The organism is Pseudomonas sp. LG1E9 (genome assembly GCF_003290225.1).
Taxonomy (GTDB): domain Bacteria; phylum Pseudomonadota; class Gammaproteobacteria; order Pseudomonadales; family Pseudomonadaceae; genus Aquipseudomonas; species Aquipseudomonas cyclaminis.
The window spans coordinates 4,780,926-4,796,422 of the sequence record NZ_CP029983.1 but is presented as its reverse complement, the minus strand read 5'-3'; the positions used below and the strand labels follow the sequence as shown (position 1 = coordinate 4,796,422).

General features: G+C 53.9%; 17 protein-coding genes and 1 tRNA gene. 13 read left to right on the top strand and 5 right to left on the bottom strand.

The genetic code is table 11. The features are described from left to right. Nucleotides 1-29: 29 nt before the first annotated feature. Nucleotides 30-242 carry a hypothetical protein gene (locus tag DNK50_RS21880; protein WP_032886978.1) on the bottom strand — a complete coding sequence of 71 codons (213 nt, stop codon included), beginning with the start codon at nucleotides 240-242 and terminating at the stop codon, nucleotides 30-32. A gap of 153 nt (nucleotides 243-395) precedes the next feature. Between DNK50_RS21880 and DNK50_RS21875 the strand changes: the two genes are divergently transcribed. Then, nucleotides 396-701 (top strand): hypothetical protein, encoded by a 306-nt coding sequence (locus tag DNK50_RS21875; protein ID WP_112196233.1) that lies wholly within the window; start codon nucleotides 396-398, stop codon nucleotides 699-701. 145 nt (nucleotides 702-846) lie between these two features. Then, a complete protein-coding gene (locus DNK50_RS21870) occupies nucleotides 847-1,167 on the top strand; it encodes an I78 family peptidase inhibitor (protein WP_099586514.1) in 321 nt (106 codons plus the stop codon). Between the two features lie 68 nt (nucleotides 1,168-1,235). Here DNK50_RS21870 and DNK50_RS21865 read toward each other — a convergent pair whose 3' ends face one another. Continuing rightward, on the bottom strand, nucleotides 1,236-1,448 hold the full coding sequence (locus tag DNK50_RS21865) for a cold-shock protein (RefSeq protein ID WP_003234260.1): 213 nt from the start codon (nucleotides 1,446-1,448) through the stop codon (nucleotides 1,236-1,238). 289 nt (nucleotides 1,449-1,737) lie between these two features. After that, the gene (locus DNK50_RS21860; RefSeq protein ID WP_078825416.1) at nucleotides 1,738-2,052 is read right to left on the bottom strand and encodes a hypothetical protein; all 315 of its coding nucleotides are present in this window, start codon (nucleotides 2,050-2,052) and stop codon (nucleotides 1,738-1,740) included. 356 nt (nucleotides 2,053-2,408) lie between these two features. Between DNK50_RS21860 and thrS the strand changes: the two genes are divergently transcribed. The 9 genes from thrS to DNK50_RS21815 all read left to right on the top strand — a co-directional run bounded on the left by thrS (nucleotide 2,409) and on the right by DNK50_RS21815 (nucleotide 9,865). Then, entirely contained in the window at nucleotides 2,409-4,331 is a 1,923-nt protein-coding gene (gene thrS / locus DNK50_RS21855) for a threonine--tRNA ligase (protein WP_099586515.1), read from the top strand. Beyond that, nucleotides 4,331-4,882, top strand: a complete 552-nt coding sequence (gene infC, locus DNK50_RS21850; protein ID WP_015884933.1) for a translation initiation factor IF-3 — start codon at nucleotides 4,331-4,333, stop codon at nucleotides 4,880-4,882. The genes thrS and infC overlap by 1 nt, the downstream gene beginning before the upstream one ends. 60 nt (nucleotides 4,883-4,942) lie before the next feature. After that, complete coding sequence (gene rpmI, locus DNK50_RS21845; RefSeq protein WP_002553160.1) at nucleotides 4,943-5,137, top strand: 50S ribosomal protein L35; 195 nt, start codon at nucleotides 4,943-4,945, stop codon at nucleotides 5,135-5,137. A 30-nt stretch (nucleotides 5,138-5,167) separates the two neighbouring features. Continuing rightward, complete coding sequence (gene rplT / locus DNK50_RS21840) at nucleotides 5,168-5,524, top strand: 50S ribosomal protein L20 (RefSeq protein ID WP_003234252.1); 357 nt, start codon at nucleotides 5,168-5,170, stop codon at nucleotides 5,522-5,524. A 109-nt stretch (nucleotides 5,525-5,633) separates the two neighbouring features. Next, nucleotides 5,634-6,650: a phenylalanine--tRNA ligase subunit alpha gene (gene pheS, locus DNK50_RS21835; protein WP_017737822.1), complete on the top strand. Its 1,017-nt coding sequence runs from the start codon at nucleotides 5,634-5,636 to the stop codon at nucleotides 6,648-6,650. A 26-nt stretch (nucleotides 6,651-6,676) separates the two neighbouring features. Next, nucleotides 6,677-9,055: a phenylalanine--tRNA ligase subunit beta gene (gene pheT, locus DNK50_RS21830; protein ID WP_112196232.1), complete on the top strand. Its 2,379-nt coding sequence runs from the start codon at nucleotides 6,677-6,679 to the stop codon at nucleotides 9,053-9,055. Between the two features lie 3 nt (nucleotides 9,056-9,058). Continuing rightward, nucleotides 9,059-9,361, top strand: coding sequence for an integration host factor subunit alpha (ihfA, locus tag DNK50_RS21825; RefSeq protein ID WP_002553164.1), 303 nt, complete (start codon nucleotides 9,059-9,061; stop codon nucleotides 9,359-9,361). After that, the gene (locus DNK50_RS21820; RefSeq protein WP_003219935.1) at nucleotides 9,342-9,698 is read left to right on the top strand and encodes a MerR family transcriptional regulator; all 357 of its coding nucleotides are present in this window, start codon (nucleotides 9,342-9,344) and stop codon (nucleotides 9,696-9,698) included. Before ihfA ends, DNK50_RS21820 begins: the two co-directional genes overlap by 20 nt. Nucleotides 9,699-9,788: 90 nt before the next feature. Further along, nucleotides 9,789-9,865: transfer RNA gene (locus tag DNK50_RS21815), tRNA-Pro, on the top strand. A gap of 131 nt (nucleotides 9,866-9,996) precedes the next feature. On the opposite strand, the gene DNK50_RS21810 is transcribed toward DNK50_RS21815, so the two are convergent. Continuing rightward, the gene (locus tag DNK50_RS21810; protein ID WP_112196231.1) at nucleotides 9,997-10,548 is read right to left on the bottom strand and encodes a restriction endonuclease; all 552 of its coding nucleotides are present in this window, start codon (nucleotides 10,546-10,548) and stop codon (nucleotides 9,997-9,999) included. Nucleotides 10,549-10,799: 251 nt separating this feature from the next. Between DNK50_RS21810 and DNK50_RS21805 the strand changes: the two genes are divergently transcribed. Beyond that, on the top strand, nucleotides 10,800-13,112 hold the full coding sequence (locus tag DNK50_RS21805; RefSeq protein ID WP_112196230.1) for an AAA family ATPase: 2,313 nt from the start codon (nucleotides 10,800-10,802) through the stop codon (nucleotides 13,110-13,112). Nucleotides 13,113-13,221: 109 nt separating this feature from the next. Beyond that, nucleotides 13,222-14,136, top strand: coding sequence for a hypothetical protein (locus DNK50_RS21800; protein WP_112196229.1), 915 nt, complete (start codon nucleotides 13,222-13,224; stop codon nucleotides 14,134-14,136). A 345-nt stretch (nucleotides 14,137-14,481) separates the two neighbouring features. Here DNK50_RS21800 and DNK50_RS21795 read toward each other — a convergent pair whose 3' ends face one another. Further along, nucleotides 14,482-15,450 (bottom strand): hypothetical protein, encoded by a 969-nt coding sequence (locus DNK50_RS21795; protein WP_112196228.1) that lies wholly within the window; start codon nucleotides 15,448-15,450, stop codon nucleotides 14,482-14,484. Nucleotides 15,451-15,497 lie beyond the last annotated feature (47 nt).

Sequence of the window (15,497 nt, the reverse complement as noted above, 5' to 3'; positions counted from 1 at the left end):
CTTGCCGGTCGACGTTCGTCGGCCGGTTCTTATTCGCGCTCGGGGTTGTGTGCCCCCATGTGATCGGCCGGGTATTTCTCGAATACCTGGCCGATGAAGGCTTGTGCCGCCTGGGTGCCGAGTTCCTTGACCAGCAGGTCGATACCGATGATTGCCAGTTCCTCCGGGCTTCCGGGGCTGTAGGAGCTTTGTCCTTGTGGCCACTTGGCTTTGATGTCGGCTTGCAGCGTTACGGTGGTCATGGAAATCTCACGGGTTGAAATACGGGGCAATGCGCTGGCGCGCGGTTCTACCGGGCGCAGTTAAGCATTTTGCGCGGTGTTTGGCACTGCTACTTAGGCATGACGCGAGTGCTGTGCGACACTGTCCCTCTGTTTAATTGCCGGGGAAACCGTGTGCAAATCGATTTGAATAACCCCGATAACCTCACGCTGGCCGCCGTAAAGCAATTGATCGCCAGCGCCAGTGACGACGAACACACCCAACTGCGTGTGACCAAGGCCGGGATTGCCTACCTGTCTTCTGGCGTGGTGGCGGGCACTGACACGGAGGGCCTGCTGTTTCGCCTGGAGACCTGGGCCAAGGGCTCCGGTTACGTCGGCAATGTCGCGGCGAACGACGAGGTCTGGGTCATGCAGATTTTCAATGCCCTGCAGCAGAACTGGCCTAATCCACCGTTTGACTATATCGATATCTACTGATTGCGTTCATATCTGGTCACGATTGTCCGGGCGAACGCTGCTTGAGAGTCAGGCAGACTTGCCCAACGACGGTTTACGTCTTGAAACCAATCCGCCAGACCACTGTCGCACGATCTCTGTCCATTTTTTAATCATAGGAGGCTTCATGCCTTGGAAGCTCGCATCATTCGGTACTTTGTTGGCAGCACTCGCGTTGGCGGGTTGCAGCACCCCAGGTACCTCTGAGCCAGCCAAAGACACCGCCGTGACCGATGCCGGTCATAGCCGCTGTGAGTCAAAGGCTGCCGAGTTCACAATCGGCCAGAAAGCTTCGCCCCAGTTGCTGGAGCAGGCCCGTAGTCGCGCCGGTGCGCAGAATGCGCGGATCCTCAAGCCCAACGACATGATCACGCTTGAATACCGCTCCGACCGCTTGAATCTGAACACCGACGACAACCTGGTGATCACGCGCGTCAACTGCGGCTGATCGCTGCTTTTGCAGCGCCCATAAAAAACCCCGTCACATGGACGGGGTTTTTTTAGCTCAGCGGAGAATTACTCGCCGCGAACCTGTGCAGCTTGCATACCCTTTTGGCCTTTCTCAGCCACGAAGGAAACGGTCTGGCCTTCTTTCAGGCTTTTGAAACCGTCGCTTTCGATAGCTTTGAAGTGTACGAACAGGTCGTCACCGCCACCTTGAGGAGTGATGAAGCCGAAGCCTTTTTCATCGTTGAACCATTTAACGGTGCCGGTTTGGCGATTAGACATGGTGTATCTCCAAGAAACATATATTTTCAGTAGTGCTGTGCTGCTCAGGCCAACTGGGCACACCGGGCTATCATAGTCGAAATGTTCGGCTTGGGAGCCCCCCCTGGGCACTGTTTGCTAATCAATAGCGTTGCGTTTAGGCGCTGTGTTGGCTGAAAGCCCCGATTTACGGGGCTTTCGCACGAAATATCAGCTGGTAAAAAAAGCCGTAAAAGCTGCGTAATTTGTGAGAAATGGCAGTTTTCAGGCTGTTTTTACGGCTGAAAATCCGTCTGATCGCGGGGCATACTTACTTTTTCTTCACGACTTTGCAGGAAGAAATAGCCGCCACGGCTTTGTTTTTGAGCTCAGGGCTGGCGTTCTGGTTGGTCATCAGCTCCTTGATTTCGGCGGTGCTCAATTCGGCGTTGATCTTGTCGGCGCCGCATTCGCAGTGGGCTTTGGCGGTCTTGGCGTCCACGTTCTGGCTGGCGGCCGCGCTGCAATCGCTGACGAAACTGTCGCGGGCACCGGCAGGCCAGTTCGACGGGGCCGCAGCATGTGCGCCGAGGGAAAGCAGGGTCAGGGAAGCGGCTAGAGCGAGGGTAGAGGTAAAACGCATCATGAGGATGCTCCTTTGGGTCGAGGACGAACGGCGATTCTCAGTGGGTTTGAGGGCATGCGTACAGCCCAAGTTCACTTTCGCCGCTATTTTGTCTTTGCGTAAGAAGGCGTGGGCGCGATGACCGTTCATCTGTGCTAGCATCGATGCCCTGGCAATTCCCAGGCGCGCCATTTGCCGTCTTGCCAGTTTCTTTTTAGTTCACTCCAGTCACTCTGGTTCGATTATCGGTTGGCCGAAAGGCTCCTGCCGCTGTAAGGCAGGCGTTCATCACTGAACGGCCTGGTGTTGGATCTTGTACTGGCTCATCCCAACCCACGTGACCTTTGGTAGGGGTCACCACTAGGAGAGGAGGCGCCATGCCAACTATTACTCTTCCCGATGGCAGTCAACGTTCATTCGATCATGCGGTTTCCGTAGCCGAGGTCGCCGCATCCATTGGTGCCGGTCTGGCCAAGGCCACCGTAGCAGGCAAGGTCGACGGCAAACTGGTTGACGCCAGTGACCTGATCACCTCCGATGCCACCTTGCAAATCATCACGCCCAAGGATCAAGAGGGGCTGGAGATCATTCGCCACTCTTGCGCGCACCTGATTGGCCATGCGGTCAAGCAGCTGTACCCAACGGCGAAGATGGTGATTGGTCCGGTTATCGAAGAAGGCTTCTATTACGACATCGCCTACGAGCGTCCTTTCACGCCGGACGACATGGCGGCCATCGAGCAGCGCATGCACGCGCTGATCGAAAAAGATTACGACGTCATCAAGAAAGTCACGCCGCGCGCCGAAGTGATCGACGTGTTCACTGCTCGTGGTGAGGACTACAAGCTGCGTCTGGTGGAAGACATGCCGGACGAGCAGGCCATGGGCCTGTATTACCACGAAGAATACGTCGACATGTGCCGTGGCCCGCACGTGCCGAACACGCGCTTCCTCAAGTCGTTCAAGCTGACCAAGCTGTCCGGTGCCTACTGGCGCGGCGACGCCAAGAACGAGCAACTGCAACGTATCTACGGCACCGCCTGGGCTGACAAGAAGCAGCTGGCCGCCTATGTCCAGCGCATCGAAGAAGCTGAAAAACGCGACCACCGTAAGATCGGCAAGCGCCTGAACCTGTTCCACCTTCAGGAAGAAGCGCCGGGCATGGTGTTCTGGCACCCGAATGGCTGGACCCTGTACCAAGTGCTTGAGCAATACATGCGCAAGGTTCAGCGTGACAACGGTTACCTTGAGATCAAGACCCCGCAGGTCGTTGATCGCAGCCTGTGGGAGAAATCCGGGCACTGGGCCAACTACGCCGACAACATGTTCACCACCCAGTCGGAAAACCGCGATTACGCCATCAAGCCAATGAACTGCCCGTGCCACGTGCAGGTGTTCAACCAGGGCCTGAAGAGCTACCGCGAGTTGCCGATGCGCCTGGCCGAGTTCGGTGCCTGCCACCGTAACGAGCCATCGGGTGCACTGCACGGCATCATGCGTGTACGCGGCTTCACTCAGGACGATGCTCATATCTTCTGCACCGAAGAGCAGATGCAGGCCGAATCCGCTGCGTTTATCAAGCTGACCATGGACGTCTATCGCGATTTCGGTTTCACCGACGTCGAAATGAAACTGTCCACTCGTCCGGAAAAACGCGTCGGTTCCGACGAGCTTTGGGATCGCGCCGAAGCCGCACTGGCCGCAGCACTCGACAGTGCGGGGCTTGCGTACGACCTGCAGCCGGGTGAAGGTGCGTTCTACGGTCCGAAGATCGAGTTCTCGCTGAAAGATTGCCTTGGCCGCGTCTGGCAGTGTGGTACCCTGCAGCTCGATTTTAACCTGCCGATCCGTCTGGGAGCCGAATACGTCTCCGAAGACAACAGCCGTAAACACCCGGTTATGCTGCACCGGGCGATCCTCGGCTCGTTCGAACGGTTCGTCGGGATCCTGATCGAGCACTACGAGGGTGCATTCCCCGCGTGGCTGGCGCCGACCCAGGCAGTGATCATGAATATCACTGATAAACAGGCAGATTTTGCCGCTGAAGTTGAAAAAACACTCAACGAAAGCGGATTTCGTGCCAAGTCCGACTTGAGAAATGAAAAGATCGGCTTTAAAATCCGCGAGCATACTTTGCTCAAGGTTCCCTATCTTTTGGTTATCGGAGATCGGGAAGTCGAGATGCAGACTGTCGCTGTGCGTACTCGTGAAGGTGCTGACCTGGGCTCGATGCCCGTCGCCCAGTTCGCTGAGTTCCTCGCGCAAGCGGTTTCCCGGCGTGGTCGCCCAGATTCGGAGTAATTATTATTAAGCGTGAAATGAGACAAGATAAACGAGCTGCACCGAAAGCCCCGATCAACGAGAATATCTCGGCACGCGAGGTTCGGTTAATTGGCGCTGACGGCGAGCAGATTGGCATCGTCTCGATTGATGAAGCGCTTCGTATTGCAGAAGAGTCCAAACTGGACCTGGTGGAAATCTCCGCCGATGCAATCCCACCCGTTTGCCGGGTGATGGACTACGGCAAGTCGATCTTCGAAAAGAAGAAGCAGGTTGCCGCGGCGAAGAAGAACCAGAAGCAGATTCAAGTAAAAGAAATCAAGTTTCGTCCAGGGACGGAGGAAGGGGATTACCAGGTAAAACTGCGCAACCTGGTACGTTTCCTGAGTGATGGGGACAGGGCCAAGGTATCCTTGCGATTCCGCGGCCGTGAGATGGCCCACCAGGAGCTGGGGATGGAACTCCTCAAGCGGGTTGAAGCTGACTTGCTCGAGTACGGTTCGGTCGAACAGCATCCTAAGATGGAAGGACGCCAACTGATCATGGTCATCGCCCCGAAAAAGAAGAAGTAATCAACAGGGCACGGCAGGCCTTCTGATTATGTTTATCAACTGAATGCGGAGTATCCGAACATGCCAAAGATGAAGACTAAAAGTGGTGCTGCTAAGCGGTTTCTGAAAACCGCTAACGGTATCAAGCACAAGCACGCTTTCAAGAGCCACATCCTGACCAAAATGTCGACCAAGCGTAAGCGTCAACTGCGCGGTAGCAGCTTGCTGCATCCGTCTGACGTGGCAAAAGTCGAGCGCATGCTGCGCCTTCGTTAATTTTTGGATCAAGACTAGAGGAAGTAACTCATGGCTCGTGTTAAGCGTGGCGTCATGGCCCGTAAGCGTCACAAAAAAATTCTGAAACTTGCTAAAGGCTACTACGGCGCGCGTTCACGCGTATTCCGTGTTGCCAAGCAAGCGGTAATCAAGGCAGGCCAATACGCCTACCGTGACCGTCGTCAGAAAAAACGTCAGTTCCGCGCTCTGTGGATCGCTCGTATCAACGCCGGTGCACGTGTTAACGGTCTGTCCTACAGCCGTTTCATCGCTGGCCTGAAAAAAGCGTCCATCGAAATCGACCGTAAGGTTCTGGCTGAACTGGCCGTGAACGAAAAAGCGGTGTTTGCTGCGATTGTCGAGAAAGCTAAAGCCACCTTGGCTTAAGTACCCCCGACAGTCACCCTGGGTTGCTCCTGTAGCTCAGGGTGGTAAACGTCATAAATAGGGGAAGAGCCTTCAAGCTCTTCCCCTATTTTGTATCTGGAGTCTGTACATGGAAAACCTGGACGCGCTCGTCGCTCAAGCTCTTGAGGCTGTGCAAAGCGCTGAAGATATCAATGCCCTGGAGCAAATCCGGGTTCACTACCTTGGCAAAAAGGGTGAATTGACTCAGGTGATGAAGACCCTGGGGAATTTGCCGGCTGAAGAGCGTCCGCAAGTCGGTGCGCTGATCAACGTCGCCAAGGAGCGCGTCACAGAGGTGCTCAATGCACGCAAGGCGACGATGGAGGAGGCCGATCTTGCGGCCAAACTCGCCGCCGAGTCCATTGACGTAACCTTGCCTGGCCGTGGCCAGGCCTCGGGCGGTCTGCACCCGATCACTCGGACTCTGGAACGTATCGAGCAGTTCTTCACCCATATCGGCTACGGCATTGCCGAAGGCCCAGAGGTCGAAGACGACTATCACAACTTCGAGGCGCTCAACATCCCAGGCCATCACCCGGCCCGGTCGATGCACGACACCTTCTATTTCAACGCCAACATGCTGTTGCGCACCCATACCTCGCCGGTACAGGTCCGCACCATGGAAGCGAACAAGCCGCCGATCCGCATCGTCTGCCCAGGCCGTGTGTATCGCAGCGACTCGGATATCACCCACTCGCCGATGTTCCACCAGGTCGAAGGCCTGCTGGTGGATCGCGATATCAATTTCGCCGACCTCAAAGGCACCATCGAAGAGTTCCTGCGGGTGTTCTTCGAGAAAGAACTGGCGGTGCGTTTCCGTCCATCGTTCTTCCCGTTCACCGAGCCTTCCGCTGAAGTCGACATGGAATGCGTGATGTGCAGCGGTAAAGGCTGCCGCGTCTGCAAGCAGACCGGTTGGCTGGAAGTCATGGGCTGCGGCATGGTTCACCCCAACGTGCTGCGCATGTCCGGGATCGACCCTGAAGAGTTCTCGGGCTTTGCCTTCGGCATGGGCGTTGAGCGTCTGGCCATGCTGCGTTACGGCGTGAACGACTTGCGTCTGTTCTTCGACAACGACTTGCGGTTCCTCGCGCAATTTCGCTAGTCGTAACGAATCATTAGGAGAGCAGGATGAAATTCAGTGAACAATGGCTGCGTGGCTGGGTAAGCCCGCAGGTAGATCGCGACGAGCTGGTAGCTCGTCTGTCGATGGCCGGTCTTGAGGTCGATAGCGTTACGCCGGCCGCCGGTGTTTTCAGTGGCGTGGTCGTGGGTGAGGTGCTGAGCACCGAGCAGCACCCGGACGCCGACAAGCTGCGTGTGTGCCAGGTCAGCAACGGCGCGCAAACGTTCCAGGTCGTGTGCGGAGCGCCCAACGTGCGCCCGGGCCTGAAGATCCCGTTTGCCATGATCGGCGCCGAACTGCCGGGCGACTTCAAGATCAAGAAGGCCAAGCTGCGCGGCGTTGAGTCCAACGGCATGCTGTGCTCCCAGGCCGAGCTGCAGGTAGGCGAAGGTAACGATGGCTTGATGGAACTGCCGGCCGATGCGCCAGTGGGTCAGGACATCCGCATTTACCTGGAACTGGAAGACGCCAGCATCGAGGTCGACCTGACCCCGAACCGTGGCGACTGCCTTTCCCTGGCCGGTCTGGCCCGTGAAGTGGGCGCGCTGTACAACGCCCCGGTTACCCGTCCAGTGGTGGCCACTGTGCCTGCCGTACATGATGAAGTGCGGCCGATTGAGGTGCTGGCGCCAAACGCCTGCCCGCGTTACCTGGGCCGCGTGATCCGCAACGTTGACCTGTCCAAGCCAACCCCGCTGTGGATGGTTGAACGCCTGCGCCGCGCCGACGTGCGTAGCATCGACGCTGCCGTCGACATCACTAACTACGTGATGCTGGAGCTGGGCCAGCCGCTGCACGCATTCGATCTCGCCGAGATCAACGGCGGCATCCGCGTGCGCATGGCTGAAGAAGGCGAGAAGCTGGTATTGCTCGACGGTCAGGAAGTGGCTCTGCGCGCCGATACTCTGGTAATTGCCGACCATTCCCGCGCTCTGGCGATTGCCGGCGTGATGGGTGGTGAGCACAGTGGTGTGTCCGCGACCACGCGCGATATCTTCCTCGAAAGCGCGTTCTTCGATCAAATCGCTATCGCTGGCAAGGCCCGTTCCTATGGCCTGCACACCGATGCATCGCACCGTTACGAGCGTGGCGTGGACTGGCAACTGGCCCGTGAAGCCATGGAGCGCGCCACTGGCCTGCTGCTGGATATCACGGGTGGCGAAGCCGGCCCTATCACTGAGACGGTCAGCGAACAGTATCTGCCGTCGGTGGCACCGATCACCCTGCGCGCCAAGAGCGTCGAGCAAATGCTCGGCCTGGTTATCGAGCCTGCTGAGATCGAGCAGCTGTTGTCTGCCCTCGGCCTCGGTATTTCCGCAGGTGGGGAAGGGCAGTGGCAGGTTGAAGTGCCAAGCCATCGCTTCGATATCAGCTTGGAAGTCGACCTGATCGAGGAGCTGGCTCGCCTGTACGGCTACAACCGGCTGCCGGTTCGTTACCCGCAAGCTCGCCTGGCACCGCAACCCAAGGCCGAGGCGCGTGCGCACCTGCCTGAGTTGCGTCGTCTGCTGGTTGCCCGTGGTTATCAGGAGGCGGTGACCTACAGCTTCATCGACCCGAGACAGTTCGAACTGTTCAACCCTGGCGTCGAGCCGCTGCTGCTGGCCAACCCGATCTCCAACGACATGGCCGCCATGCGCTCGTCGCTGTGGCCGGGTCTGGTGAAAGCGCTTTCCCATAACTTGAACCGCCAGCAAGACCGCGTGCGCATGTTTGAAAGCGGCCTGCGTTTCGTGGGTCAGCTCGATGGCTTGAAGCAAGAACCGATGCTGGCCGGTGTGGTTTGTGGCAGCCGTTTGCCTGAAGGTTGGGCACAGGGCCGCGACGCCGTGGACTTCTTCGACGTCAAGGCTGACGTGGAAGCGGTGCTGGGCTTTGCCGGTGCCTTGGATGCGTTCACCTTCGTTCCAGGCAGCCACCCGGCGTTGCATCCGGGTCAAACCGCACGTATTGAACGTGACGGTCGCCTGGTCGGCTTCGTTGGCGCTATCCATCCAGAACTGTCGAAAACCCTCGGCCTTGACCGTCCGGTCTTCGTTTTCGAGCTGGTCCTGGCTGAAGTGGCCTCGGGCAAGATGCCTAAATTCAGCGAGCTGTCGCGCTTCCCCGAAGTGCGCCGCGACCTGGCCCTGATCGCCGACCGTGAAGTCGCCGCCACTGCTGTTCTGGATGTAATCCGTGAAAATGCAGGGGAATGGCTGACAGACCTCAGGCTATTTGACGTCTATCAGGGTAAAGGCATTGATCCGCATAGAAAAAGCCTTGCAGTTGGCTTGACCTGGCAGCATCCATCGCGCACTCTTAATGACGATGAGGTGAATACCACGACACAAAATATCCTCACCTCGCTCGAACAAAGGTTGAACGCCACGTTAAGGAAGTGACGTATGGGGGCTTTGACGAAAGCTGAGATGGCGGAACGTCTGTACGAAGAGTTGGGTCTGAACAAGCGCGAGGCCAAGGAATTGGTCGAGCTGTTTTTTGAAGAAATCAGACACGCTCTGGAAGACAACGAACAGGTCAAATTGTCCGGTTTCGGCAATTTTGACCTGCGGGACAAACGCCAGCGGCCTGGCCGCAATCCAAAAACGGGAGAAGAAATCCCGATCACGGCTCGCCGTGTGGTCACCTTTCGTCCAGGGCAGAAGTTGAAGGCCCGAGTTGAGGCTTATGCTGGAACCAAGTCATAACGACGAGCTACCCGTCATCCCAGGCAAACGCTACTTCACCATCGGTGAAGTCAGCGAGCTTTGTGCGGTAAAACCGCACGTGCTGCGCTATTGGGAGCAGGAGTTTCCTCAACTCAACCCCGTCAAACGCACCGGGAACCGTCGGTATTATCAGCGCCAGGATGTGCTGATGATCCGACAGATCCGTGCGTTGCTGTACGACCAGGGGTTCACCATCAGCGGCGCGCGCCAGCGCATGTCCGGTGATGAAGCCAAAGACGACACCACCCAATACAAGCAAATGATCCGCCAGATGATCTCCGAACTCGAAGATGTGCTGGTGGTTTTGAAGAAGTGATACAGGCTTTTAAAATACTTCCACATTTCAAAAGCTTGCGGTATATTCCTGATCGCTTCGTTGCGAAGCAAACCCAGTAACACGCCTAGTCGGGGCGTAGCGCAGTCCGGTAGCGCACTAGCATGGGGTGCTAGGGGTCGAGTGTTCGAATCACTCCGTCCCGACCACATATTTCAATGACTTAGCCCAACCCGAAAAGGTTGGGCTTTTTCATGCCTACTAAATTACTCCCACATTTACTCCCACGGAGAATCTGTACCCTCGCAATAAAGAGCACTCGCTAATCCGCCTCATCTCTTCAGCTGAACATCTCGTTGATTTCCGTATCAGCACGGCCCAAGGATTTCATCGAGATGTTGCCTGCTTCGTTTTCACCAACGTGCCAGAGCGAAAATTTCGGAAGGTTGAGCCAGGCCGGACGCTGTGCCGCGACTGGAAACGCCGAGCGGGTTTCATAGGTAGCTGCACCGTCGATAATCGAAACCAGCGCAATACCGTGAGCTTTGGCATATTTGATCGCTCCTGATTGAAATCCTGATGTGGTGAACAGCATTCCTTTATGAGCGCCCACAGATCTGACCTTGTCGTGCAGCACTTGAACCAACTCTCGTTCGACTGCGCTACGGTATTTTTTGCACTCAATCAGAACCTTGAATTCGGCGCCTCCAAAGGCTTGGAATTTCGCTAGTACGTCGATCTGGTAGGTTGAATCGTAGCTCTCCACCTTCGCGTCATGAGTCACCTCTAGCGAGGTCAGCTCACCACCTTGCTTGAGGATCCAGTCCCTGACCAACCGCTCAAATTCAGTGGCTGTGATTTCGAGATAGGAGTTCGCCATTGGTGGAAACATTTGTCGTCCTTAAACTGAGAGATTGCCCGTCCAGCTTGCGGCTAGTGGGTAAATTTAGTGCGACGGCGCGCAACTTGAGGTGTTGGGTTGGCATGACAGGAGAGCCATGCCCTCCATAAAAGAAATATAGCCCTATGCCATTCAAACTCACTAGGATGAGTTAAATTCGCCTAGCAAGGTCAGTGGTGCCCCGCGAGCTCTTAGCGCTTGGGGTTCGCTGAAGCGTACGGACAGCTTAGCGGAGTGAGCTCATGCTCGAGAAAATCATAAGCATCGACAACGTCGGGGTTCTGAAAAAAGCAGCTCAGCGACCTGTCGAGCTTCAGAAAGTCAGTCTAATTTATGCCGATAACGCTAGGGGGAAGTCGACGTTGTCGTCTGTGCTACTAGCCTGCTCTACTTTCGATGCCAAGGATGTCTCAGATAGGAAGACTGTCGGGGCGACACTCCTTCAAAAAGTCGCTTTACGGTTCAACCAAGGGGCACCGGGCGGGGCCTTCAACGTCCAGTTTGACGGCAATGCCTGGGCGGGGCAGAAACCCAATTTGCATGTGTTTAACCAAGCTTTCGTTGATCGGAATGTGTATGCCAGCTCAGGTGTGCTTCCGGAGCAGAGGGAGGCGCTGCTAGATCTTGCACTAGGTGACGCAGCAGTAGCACAGCGCACTAAATTTGATGCTGAGACCATTGCCGTGAAGGAGAGCACAGTAACGGTCAACTCTGCGGAGGCAGCTCTTCAAGGCTATCGAGGACAGCTTCCGCTCGCTCAGTACATCAAGCTTGCTTCTATTCCAGATGCGGATGACCTGATTGTTCAAACCGATAAGCTAATAGCCGAAGCTCGAGCCTCTGATCAAATTCGTCGGCGTCCTGAATTCCGGCCAGCGCCGTATCCAGTTTTCAATTTTGACGATATTCCTAGCCTGTTGGAGAGCTCGTTCGAGAGTATCTCCATCACTGCAGAGGAAACAGCGAAAGCTCACTTCGCGAAGCATAATGGAACAGCGACAGAGCGCTGGGCTGCTGAAGGGTTGCAGCACCAACCAGATAATGAATGTCCATTCTGTGGCCAGCCAACTCGGGATCTCGGCCTGCTCAAGGCATTCAAACTCTACTTTGACGGTTCCTATTCGGAGTACCAAAAACGTATCAATCAGCTTCGCCATTTGGTCAAGGAGCGTGTCGGAGAACAGCAACTTGCAAGCTGGCGCGCATGCAATGAGTACAACCAAGGGCTACGCAGCGTCTGGTCTGAGACCTCGCTAATTGATGAAATTCCCGAGCTGGATTTCGAGAAAGCCGCCTCGCTGCTTCAATGTGTTGAGGTGGCGTTGCTCGAAATCGTAGCCGCCAAGGAGGGCAATCCTCTCGATGCTTTGGATTCAAAGCCATTTATGGCTGCCGTCGCTATGCTTAGTGAGCTGAGCGATCAAGCTCGCATCTTCAATGAGCAGATTGGTGAACTCAATGGTCGCATCTTGGCATATAAACAGAGGCTCGCAGCACCTGATATAGCAGCTCTGAGTGAACAAAGGGAAATGCTTACAATCACCAAAAACAGATTCAGTGCTGAGGTGCTGAAATTGATTGATGGGCTGGATGCTGCAAAGACTCAGTTGCGGACTGCAGAGCGTGCGAGAGAAGCTGCACGCACTGAGTTAGACCATTTGATGGCCGCAACATTGCTAACTTTCCAAGATGCGATTAACGGTTGGTTACGAAGCTTTTCAGCGCCTTTTGAAATCGATTCCCTAGGCTCCACTCATTTAGGAGGCGGCCTGCGTTCGGAATACGTGCTCAAGATCAGAGGTGCTCGTGTGGTGATCGGGCCTAAAACTACCGGCGACTTGTCGTTCCATGCAGCCTTGAGTGAGGGTGACAAGCGAACGCTCGCTTTCGCTTTCTTCCTTGCACGCCTATTTGCGGATCCGAAGCGAACTGAAACGACAGTCGTCTTGGATGACGTGTTCACCAGTTTGGATAGACACCGACGACACAACACAGTGGAAGCGGTACTAAAAATGGTAGCTGAATGCTCGCAGGTAATCGCCCTTGGGCATGATGCGCACTTCCTCAGGGAGGTGAAACGTCGTGTAGAGCGAAAAAAAATTGCGATTGTCGGCGAATACTCTCTCCATCGCGATGCTGAAGAGTACAGCTACTTGGACAGCTTTGATCTGGATGAATACTGTTCATCGGATTACTACAAGCACTATCAGCTTGTTGAGCGCTTCATCGCAGGGGATCAAACCTGCAGCATGCTTGAAGTGGCGAAGGCTCTGCGCCTGCTGGTAGAAGGGCATCTGCATCGATGCTTTCCGAAGAAGTTCAAGGAAGGCCAGACGGTGGGAGATATGTTGGGCCAGGTCAAAGCTGCTGCGCCCCCGAACCCCCTGGCTTTGCTGCTGCCTTTGCATGCGGATCTAGTGAGTTTTAATGAGTTTGCTGCTGCCTTCCATCACGATACGTCAGGGGGCTACACCAGGGTTGAGATCAATCAGGCAGAGCTACTTCCGTTTGCCAAAGGTGCTCTGGGCTTCATCCAGATGAGAACGTTTCGGTAAGCCTGTTTACGTGAGCGGTGAGCGGTGACGCCTCATATTGAGGGTCACCGCAGGGGGCTTAGTGATGTTATTGTCAGCTAGCTTTTATCATTCATGGAGGAGGGGTACAGTGAGGAAGCATTACTTATTCATCGATGAGTCTGGTGGGAAAGGATATGCAGATAATCGGGAGCGTTTTCCTGGTGAGCTAGGCGTGATCGCAGGGTATCTCATTCCTGATGTATATATAAAGATTTATAGGGATGAAATTGAAGGTTGCCTATCTAATATTGAAAGTTCAGGGAAGATTCATATAGCTGAGATGGAAGATAAGCGTGAAATTAGGGGCAAGGTATTTGAGACCTTCGGAAGGCTGGCAATACCGTGGATGTATGAGGCGATCTTCGTGGAGGGGTTCTATCAGTCAGAATTCTGCGAAGGTAGAGGTGGCTGTCGGTCGCACACTGAACTATTACATGCAAAGATCTTCATCGGCTTGATGCTTAAGGTTTTTGCATCTTTACATAAGTTTAAGGAGCTGGGTGTAGAGCTTGTGGTTGTTTCTGATAATCTAGATAAGGGTGTCATAAAAAAACTTTTCAAAGAGCTCGAGGATCACCTAGCTCTGCTCAAGGAGGGTGAGTTAAAACGTCAGTTTAAAGTTTATGATAAAGCTACTGGCGAATTACTTCACTGTACGTCTCGGGCTACAATGGATAATGTACCTCACTATCCTGGTCTTGATATAAGCATCACGTGCGAAAATTCGTCAATGACATTCGTGTCTGACGTATTAGCTAATAGTGTAAATTATTATCTCATGGAGAAATTCAAGGTTGATCCTCAATTGTTACCAAACTCAAGGCAGGCGATAGCCGATCACCCAATGGTTCGGTCACTTTTGTGGGCGTACGATGCCAATGAGCAAGAAATTTCAAATCTGAGTGACATCCTGTATAGGAGGGAGCAGAAGCATCTATCGCTCTCGAATGCTGATCTATTACCAAGTAATAATCCCTCAACGCTAATTGGCTTTCAAAACTGAGTTTTCTCATGCTTGACGACATAGAAAATCAAGAGCGGAACGAGCCGAACCGAAATCATCCGGGCGTCGATATCGACGCCTTCCGCTAAGCTGCTTTGGTTGAACGTCACAGCGCCGGCATCGGTATTGTAAGGCTAGCGTTCCGCAGCACTGATGAAAACTTGGTTGCTCGAGCCCATCCAGCAAACCTAGCAGGTACTCATGAAAAGTGACTGCCGTTCCGAAATGCCACGTCGTGGACGACGAAATTTGGGCGGTAGCTGGTAGCATAGGTAAGCTCATAATGGAGCTGCCGGCCATGCAATTGACGGGCTGAAGAATGTGACAGGTCATTCTGGGTAGTAATTAACTCTTGGTATCAATGAATTTTTCAAATCTCCAAGCCGCAGATATCCCTTGATGATCTAGTATCGAATAAATGCTTGCGAAAATGGTTTCACCCTCACTAATGTCAAGGGTGCTGATTTGAGCAATATTTTCTTCGGTCAGATCTACGATGACGTACTGGTATGAAGGAATATGACGTAGGGTGGTTTCTTTTGGCGAACTTTCAAGGTCGATTTCTTCGACACGAAAGAAACCCGCTTGCGAGACTTTATCGCCTGGATCGGAAATGGCTATGTCTAGCTTGAGTTCATCTGCCATAAAGTACCGAAGCTTCATGGTGAACTCTTCCTGATTTAACGTATCCCCGAACGAAGTTTTGTAAGTCTGTTGGTGAGCAAAATCCTCAATGATTCGAGTAATAATTTCGCCTGTTTTGTATGATATGTTCGAGGCAGCGAAAAGTTCTTTGTAGATGGCTTTTAGGCTGTTAATGCAGTTCAGAGCTTCGGTGGCGAGACTATTGTGGTCTCGGATTTTAAAGTCGTCATTGAAGTGTAGGCATTCGTTCCTAATTATTCGTATGGCATCAAAGGCCTTGTGCGTCGTTTCGGATAGCTCGCCTCTATCTTTTAACTTTTGAAGTCGTACATGTTGCGTCAAGCCGGCTAGGTCAGGGTGGTTAATTTTGATAGCATAATATTTGCAGAGGTCTTCACTGGCAATGCCTGTCAATGCGATAGTGCTATAAAACGCTCCAAGTGAGTATGTTAGCTCCGCCTCTTTGATGAGACGAATAAAGTCTCCCGTTTCCTCGACGATGCCGATATTGTTGATCTGCCATTTTCGGTCGGTTATTTTGTCAATCTCACTGTTTACCCATGTTTTAAATGAGTATTTGTAAGCTGATTTATCTCGTTCGATTAAATTCGCAAGCTCATCAGTGTCAGCATCTTTGTAGTCAAACTTAGTGCAGTCAAAATAGCGCATGTAAATTCCTTTTGATGAATCGTGGTGTGGTCGTTGCGGCTACTGAT

What these genes read in the sequence shown, in the direction of transcription:
- DNK50_RS21880 (WP_032886978.1), bottom strand. Translation starts at nt 242, where the DNA reads ATGACCACCGTAACGCTGCAAGCCGACATCAAAGCCAAGTGGCCACAA.
- DNK50_RS21870 (WP_099586514.1), top strand. Translation starts at nt 847, where the DNA reads ATGCCTTGGAAGCTCGCATCATTCGGTACTTTGTTGGCAGCACTCGCG.
- DNK50_RS21865 (WP_003234260.1), bottom strand. Translation starts at nt 1,448, where the DNA reads ATGTCTAATCGCCAAACCGGCACCGTTAAATGGTTCAACGATGAAAAA.
- DNK50_RS21860 (WP_078825416.1), bottom strand. Translation starts at nt 2,052, where the DNA reads ATGATGCGTTTTACCTCTACCCTCGCTCTAGCCGCTTCCCTGACCCTG.
- thrS (WP_099586515.1), top strand. Translation starts at nt 2,409, where the DNA reads ATGCCAACTATTACTCTTCCCGATGGCAGTCAACGTTCATTCGATCAT.
- rpmI (WP_002553160.1), top strand. Translation starts at nt 4,943, where the DNA reads ATGCCAAAGATGAAGACTAAAAGTGGTGCTGCTAAGCGGTTTCTGAAA.
- rplT (WP_003234252.1), top strand. Translation starts at nt 5,168, where the DNA reads ATGGCTCGTGTTAAGCGTGGCGTCATGGCCCGTAAGCGTCACAAAAAA.
- pheS (WP_017737822.1), top strand. Translation starts at nt 5,634, where the DNA reads ATGGAAAACCTGGACGCGCTCGTCGCTCAAGCTCTTGAGGCTGTGCAA.
- pheT (WP_112196232.1), top strand. Translation starts at nt 6,677, where the DNA reads ATGAAATTCAGTGAACAATGGCTGCGTGGCTGGGTAAGCCCGCAGGTA.
- ihfA (WP_002553164.1), top strand. Translation starts at nt 9,059, where the DNA reads ATGGGGGCTTTGACGAAAGCTGAGATGGCGGAACGTCTGTACGAAGAG.
- DNK50_RS21820 (WP_003219935.1), top strand. Translation starts at nt 9,342, where the DNA reads ATGCTGGAACCAAGTCATAACGACGAGCTACCCGTCATCCCAGGCAAA.
- DNK50_RS21810 (WP_112196231.1), bottom strand. Translation starts at nt 10,548, where the DNA reads ATGTTTCCACCAATGGCGAACTCCTATCTCGAAATCACAGCCACTGAA.
- DNK50_RS21805 (WP_112196230.1), top strand. Translation starts at nt 10,800, where the DNA reads ATGCTCGAGAAAATCATAAGCATCGACAACGTCGGGGTTCTGAAAAAA.
- DNK50_RS21795 (WP_112196228.1), bottom strand. Translation starts at nt 15,450, where the DNA reads ATGCGCTATTTTGACTGCACTAAGTTTGACTACAAAGATGCTGACACT.